Genomic DNA, 4,662 nt, shown 5'->3' on the forward strand with positions numbered 1-4,662 from the left:
CCGCGCGGCCCTCGGCGTCGAGCTCGTCGAGGGCGGCCCGGGCGGCGTACGCACGGGCCAGCGCGCGCACGGACCGCTCCACGTGGAACAGCACGAACAGGTGCGTCCCCCAGGTGAGCCGCGGCAGCCGGAACCAGCCGGCGGTGGGGCCGCTGCCGTCCGGGCGGGTCCGCATCCAGACGACGCCGGGCAGTCGTCGCGAGCGGCCGAGGACCTCGTGGTAGGCGCGCAGCAGGTCGTCGACGTCGTCGGAACCGGCCCCCCGTTCCCGGTCCGCGCTGTCCGGCTGGGTGCTCATCCCGCTCTCCCGGCGCTCGTGCGGCTGATGGCGAGGAGCGCCAGGAGGGCCGTCAGATACGTCGCGGCGGGCCGCCGGGCGGGTCCCCAGGCCGCTCGCGGGCGCGCTGCGCCCGGCGGGGGGCAGGAGTAGGTTCCCGCGCATGGACACGTCGTCCTCGACCCGGATGCCCGGTCGGCTGGTGCCGTCGACCGGGGGGCGCGTGCCCGTGCGGGTGCGAGGGTTCGTCGACGGGGTGGCGCCGCGGGTGCGGGCGGCCGACCGGGGCTTCGCGGTGGTGCTGGCCCGCAGCGAGCACGACGTCGTCAAGGTCGTGCACGGGGTGACGGTCCTGGGCTTCCTGTCGCCGGCGTGGTCGCAGGTCGTCGACTTCGAGCTGTGGTCGTGCGAGCAGGCCGGGGAGCCGGCGCTGGCGCGGGCGGTCCTGGAGGGCCGGGCGGGGGATCGGGACCTGTTCGTCATGCTCGACTGGCCGCGCCGCCGCGCCTGACGGCGCCTGGGCGGGCGCCTGGGCAGGTCATGTGTACGCACGTACGCACCATGCGTACGATCGTCCGCATGGACACCCCCGACTACTTCGCCGACGACCCGCGCACCAACCGCGAGCGCATGCTCGCCGGCGACCTCTACATCGCCGACGACCCCGACAGCGAGCGCATCGCCAAGAAGGCGTTCCGCCTCACCGACGCCTACCACCGCGCCGTCGTCGCCGACGAGCCCGACGCCCGCGCGCTGCTCGTCGAGGCGCTCGGCTCGCTCGGCGAGGGCGCGTTCGTCAAGCCGCCGCTCTGGGTCGACTACGGCGAGAACATCCACATCGGTGCGCGCACCTTCGTCAACTACAACCTCACCGCGCTCGACGTCGCGACGATCACCATCGGCGAGGACTGCCAGATCGGCCCCAACGTCCAGCTGCTCACCCCGACGCACCCCGTCGACCCGCAGCCGCGCCGCGACAAGCTCGAGGCCGCCCAGCCCATCACCCTCGGCGACAACGTCTGGCTCGGCGGCGGCGTGATCGTGTGCCCCGGCGTGACCATCGGCGACAACTCCGTCGTCGGCGCCGGGTCGGTCGTCACGCGCGACATCCCCGCGAACGTCGTCGCCGTCGGGAACCCCGCGCGCGTCGTGCGCTCGATCTGACCGCCGTGACCGTACGCCCGCGCCGCCGGTACGACCCCGACCGGCGTGACCGCATCGTCGACGCATGCCTCGACGTCGTCGCCGAGTCCGGCGTCGCGGGCACCTCGCACCGCAAGGTCGCCGCCGCCGCCGACGTGCCGCTCGGGTCCATGACGTACCACTTCGACGGCATGGACGACCTGCTGCACGCCGCGTTCACGCGGTTCGCCCGCACCGCCGCCGAGCGTGCCGAGCAGCGCCTCGCCGGCGCGCACGACCCCGACGCCGCCCGACGGGCCGTCGTCGAGCTCATCACACGCGACGCGCTCGGCGATCAGCGCGAGCTCGTCCTCACGCAGGAGCTCTACACGCTCGCCGCCCGCGAGCCCCGCTATCGGACGATCACGAACGGCTGGATGGCCGCGAGCCGCGCGGCCCTCGAACGGCACTTCGACCCGACGACCGCCCGCCTGCTCGACGCGCTCGTCGAGGGCCTGTCGCTGCACCGCGCCCTCGACACCGAGCCGCACGACCCGGCGACCGTCGCCGAGGCCGTCGACCGCATCACGGCACCCACCCGCCGCTGACCGGCGGCGACCGCCGGGACCCCGGCCCGGCCGCACCGCGCGACCGGGCCCGGGGCCGTCGTCAGGACCAGGCCTGCTCCGCGGCGACGTCGAGGACCCACACGACGCCGAAGCGGTCGCGGACCATGCCGTACAGCGGCGACCACCCGGAGGGGGCGAGGTCCTGCAGGACCGTCCCGTCCGCGGCGAGGCCCGTCCAGTAGCGCCGGACCTCGTCGCCGTCCGTGCCGCGCACCGAGACGAACACCGGGTTCGCGCCGGGGTCGTACGGCAGGCGCCCGGGGACGTCGTACGCCATGACGTGGAAGCCGGCGGGGCTCTGCACCTGCCCCCACAGGACGTGGTCCGCCTCCGCCTCGTCCTGGACCGCATGCGCGTCCCGGTAGGTGACGACGGCCGCCTCGCCGCCGAACACGGTGCGGTAGAGGTCGAGCGCCGCACGGGCGTCGCCGCGGAAGTTGAGGTGCGTGGTCGTGGTGATGGTCATCGTGGCCTCCTGGTGCCGTCGGGACTGCGTCGAGCACCACGCTAGGAAGCATCGCGGCCACTTCCTGACCGCGATGTCGGCGACGATGGAGGCATGGCGAACACGAGCTCGCGGGCGCTGCGCCTCCTGTCCCTGCTGCAGGCGCGGCGCTACTGGCCCGGCCCGGAGCTGGCCGGGCGGCTCGGCGTCTCCGCCCGCACCCTGCGTCGCGACGTCGACCGCCTCCGCGAGCTCGGCTACCTCGTCGACGCGCAGCCCGGGGTCGACGGCGGCTACACGCTCGCGCCCGGCGCCACCCTGCCGCCGCTCGTCCTCGACGACGAGGAGGCGATGGCGCTCGCGGTCGCGGCCCAGGCCCACCTCGCCGACGGGCTCGGGGGCGACGCCGGGCTGCGGGCGCTCGCCACGATCGTCCGCGTCATGCCCCGCCGCCTGCGGGCACGCCTCGACGCCGTCGCGTCGGCCACCACGCCCGCGCCCTGGCCGCCGGACGGTGTCGCGCCCGTCGACCACGAGGTCCTCGCGACCCTCGCCCTCGCACGGCGCGACGGCGAGCGCGTCCGGCTCGACTACCGGGCGCTCGACGGGCGGGCGTCGTCGCGCACCGTGGAGCCGCTCCAGCTCGTGTGCCTCGGACGCCGCTGGTACCTGGTCGCCTACGACGTCGACCGGCAGGACTGGCGGACCTTCCGGGTCGACCGCATCGGAGCCGCGCAGGGCACCGGTGCGCGCTTCGCGCCGCGGACCCCGCCGTTCGACGACGTCGCGGCCCACGTGCGCGAGCGGGTCCTGGGCGGCTCGCCAGGTGGCCGGTACCGCGTGGTCGTGGACGTGGAGGCGGCCGCCGACGTCGTCGCCGCGCGGGTGGGCGGGTGGGCCGACGTGCAGGTGCGGTCCCCGCGGTCCTGCACGCTCACGACGGACACCGATGCGCTCGACCGGCCCCTCTGGGTGCTCGGGTCGCTCGGGGCCGAGTTCACGGTCGTCTCCCCGCCCGAGCTCGTGACGGCGGTCGCGGAGTGGGGCGCGCGGTTCGGGCGCGCTGCGTCGGCCTGACCTTTCGCGCGGCGCGTCCACGGGCGGCGGCCGGCGCTGCTCAGGGAGTCGTGCCCGCGTCGTCCGACGTGCGGCGCGGCTGCGGGACGCGGTACCCGCGCAGCTCCTCGCGCATCTCGTCGTCCGTCATGACGAGCCAGACCAGGCCGCAGTCCTGCGGTCCCGTCGCGCCCGGGAAGCACAGGGTGCACGGGTCCTGGGGGCGGATCGGGCAGCGGGGCTCGGGTCGGCGGCGCTCGGCCATGCCCGCAGCGCCGCTGCGGGGCCGGTGCGGCGGCCATCCCGACGACCGGTTCAAACCCGCGGCACGTCTCGGCGCGAGGCCGAGCGCCTCGCCACGCCCGGTGCCGCGTCGACGTCGACGCAGAGGCGGTCAGCGACGGGCGCTGCGCCGGCCCAGCGCCCACCCGACGACCCCGCCGACCACCAGGGTGCCCGCGGCGATGCACACGACCGGCCCCCAGCCCCACGGCAGCGCAGGCGCGTAGACGGTCTCCGCGAGCGGCGCGTACGCGAACCACCCGACGGTGCGAGGGCGCAGGGCGAGCCAGGTGCCGACCGCGACGAGCGCGACGCCGACGACGGCACCCGCCGCGACGACGACGCGCCCCGTGCTCCCGCTCGACCGAGGGGTGCCGGTGCTCGCGTCGCTGGGCATGCGGCGATCCTGGCCCGCGGTCGCAGGTCCGGCAAGCCACCCCGGGCGTCCGCAGCATGGAGGACCCCTCCCGCAGCGTCGCGTCGGCGGCTACGGTGCGGGCAGAGGCTCGGGCTCCTCAGGGCGGACACGCCTCGGTCGACGGAGATCCTGGCCTGCGGGTTCCTCGGCGGCGCGGTCCGTCTCCCACCGGCGAAGGGCCGACCATGACGTCCACCACCGTGAGCGATGCCGTCCCGGCCCGGGAGCGGCAGGTCAGCGACTTCGCCGCACTGAGCAGGACGGTGCAGGAGTCGGGCCTGATGCGCCGGCGGCACGTCTACTACTGGACGCGGTTCGCGGTGCTGACGGCGTTGCTGGGGCTGACGTTCACGGCGTTCGTCCTGATCGGGCCGTCGTGGTGGCAGCTGGTGACGGCGGCGGTCGTGGCGGTCCTGCTGGGGCAGGTGATGTT

At 75.8% G+C, this 4,662-nt stretch carries 8 protein-coding genes and 1 pseudogene; 5 read left to right on the forward strand and 4 right to left on the reverse strand.

The annotated features are described in order from the left end of the window. The coding region (locus tag CBZ_RS19480) for a hypothetical protein (RefSeq protein ID WP_130783098.1) at positions 1-298 on the reverse strand (298 nt) is incomplete at its 3' end. 142 nt (positions 299-440) lie between these two features. Between CBZ_RS19480 and CBZ_RS19485 the strand changes: the two genes are divergently transcribed. The 3 genes from CBZ_RS19485 (at position 441) to CBZ_RS19495 (ending at position 2,007) form a co-directional block, all read left to right on the forward strand. Next, positions 441-788: a hypothetical protein gene (locus CBZ_RS19485; protein ID WP_130783099.1), complete on the forward strand. Its 348-nt coding sequence runs from the start codon at positions 441-443 to the stop codon at positions 786-788. 68 nt (positions 789-856) lie between these two features. After that, on the forward strand, positions 857-1,441 hold the full coding sequence (locus tag CBZ_RS19490) for a sugar O-acetyltransferase (protein ID WP_130783100.1): 585 nt from the start codon (positions 857-859) through the stop codon (positions 1,439-1,441). 5 nt (positions 1,442-1,446) lie between these two features. Next, the gene (locus tag CBZ_RS19495; RefSeq protein WP_130783101.1) at positions 1,447-2,007 is read left to right on the forward strand and encodes a TetR/AcrR family transcriptional regulator; all 561 of its coding nucleotides are present in this window, start codon (positions 1,447-1,449) and stop codon (positions 2,005-2,007) included. Between the two features lie 61 nt (positions 2,008-2,068). Here CBZ_RS19495 and CBZ_RS19500 read toward each other — a convergent pair whose 3' ends face one another. Next, entirely contained in the window at positions 2,069-2,494 is a 426-nt protein-coding gene (locus CBZ_RS19500; protein WP_130783102.1) for a VOC family protein, read from the reverse strand. 93 nt (positions 2,495-2,587) lie between these two features. Between CBZ_RS19500 and CBZ_RS19505 the strand changes: the two genes are divergently transcribed. Next, positions 2,588-3,550 carry a helix-turn-helix transcriptional regulator gene (locus CBZ_RS19505; RefSeq protein ID WP_130783103.1) on the forward strand — a complete coding sequence of 321 codons (963 nt, stop codon included), beginning with the start codon at positions 2,588-2,590 and terminating at the stop codon, positions 3,548-3,550. A 40-nt stretch (positions 3,551-3,590) separates the two neighbouring features. Here CBZ_RS19505 and CBZ_RS19510 read toward each other — a convergent pair whose 3' ends face one another. Continuing rightward, positions 3,591-3,794 (reverse strand): DUF6767 domain-containing protein, encoded by a 204-nt coding sequence (locus CBZ_RS19510; RefSeq protein ID WP_130783104.1) that lies wholly within the window; start codon positions 3,792-3,794, stop codon positions 3,591-3,593. Positions 3,795-3,923: 129 nt separating this feature from the next. Further along, positions 3,924-4,208, reverse strand: coding sequence for a hypothetical protein (locus CBZ_RS19515; RefSeq protein ID WP_130783105.1), 285 nt, complete (start codon positions 4,206-4,208; stop codon positions 3,924-3,926). A gap of 206 nt (positions 4,209-4,414) precedes the next feature. Here CBZ_RS19515 and CBZ_RS19520 point away from each other — a divergent pair. Continuing rightward, a pseudogene (locus CBZ_RS19520) lies at positions 4,415-4,662 on the forward strand (acyl-CoA desaturase); the annotation flags it as partial.

It is taken from the genome of Cellulomonas biazotea (assembly GCF_004306155.1).
Classification (GTDB): Bacteria; Actinomycetota; Actinomycetes; order Actinomycetales; family Cellulomonadaceae; genus Cellulomonas; species Cellulomonas biazotea.

Excerpts from the sequence above, each read along its gene's own strand:
- CBZ_RS19500 (WP_130783102.1), bottom strand. The coding sequence starts at position 2,494 with ATGACCATCACCACGACCACGCACCTCAACTTCCGCGGCGACGCCCGT.
- CBZ_RS19485 (WP_130783099.1), top strand. The coding sequence starts at position 441 with ATGGACACGTCGTCCTCGACCCGGATGCCCGGTCGGCTGGTGCCGTCG.
- CBZ_RS19510 (WP_130783104.1), bottom strand. The coding sequence starts at position 3,794 with ATGGCCGAGCGCCGCCGACCCGAGCCCCGCTGCCCGATCCGCCCCCAG.
- CBZ_RS19505 (WP_130783103.1), top strand. The coding sequence starts at position 2,588 with ATGGCGAACACGAGCTCGCGGGCGCTGCGCCTCCTGTCCCTGCTGCAG.
- CBZ_RS19515 (WP_130783105.1), bottom strand. The coding sequence starts at position 4,208 with ATGCCCAGCGACGCGAGCACCGGCACCCCTCGGTCGAGCGGGAGCACG.
- CBZ_RS19490 (WP_130783100.1), top strand. The coding sequence starts at position 857 with ATGGACACCCCCGACTACTTCGCCGACGACCCGCGCACCAACCGCGAG.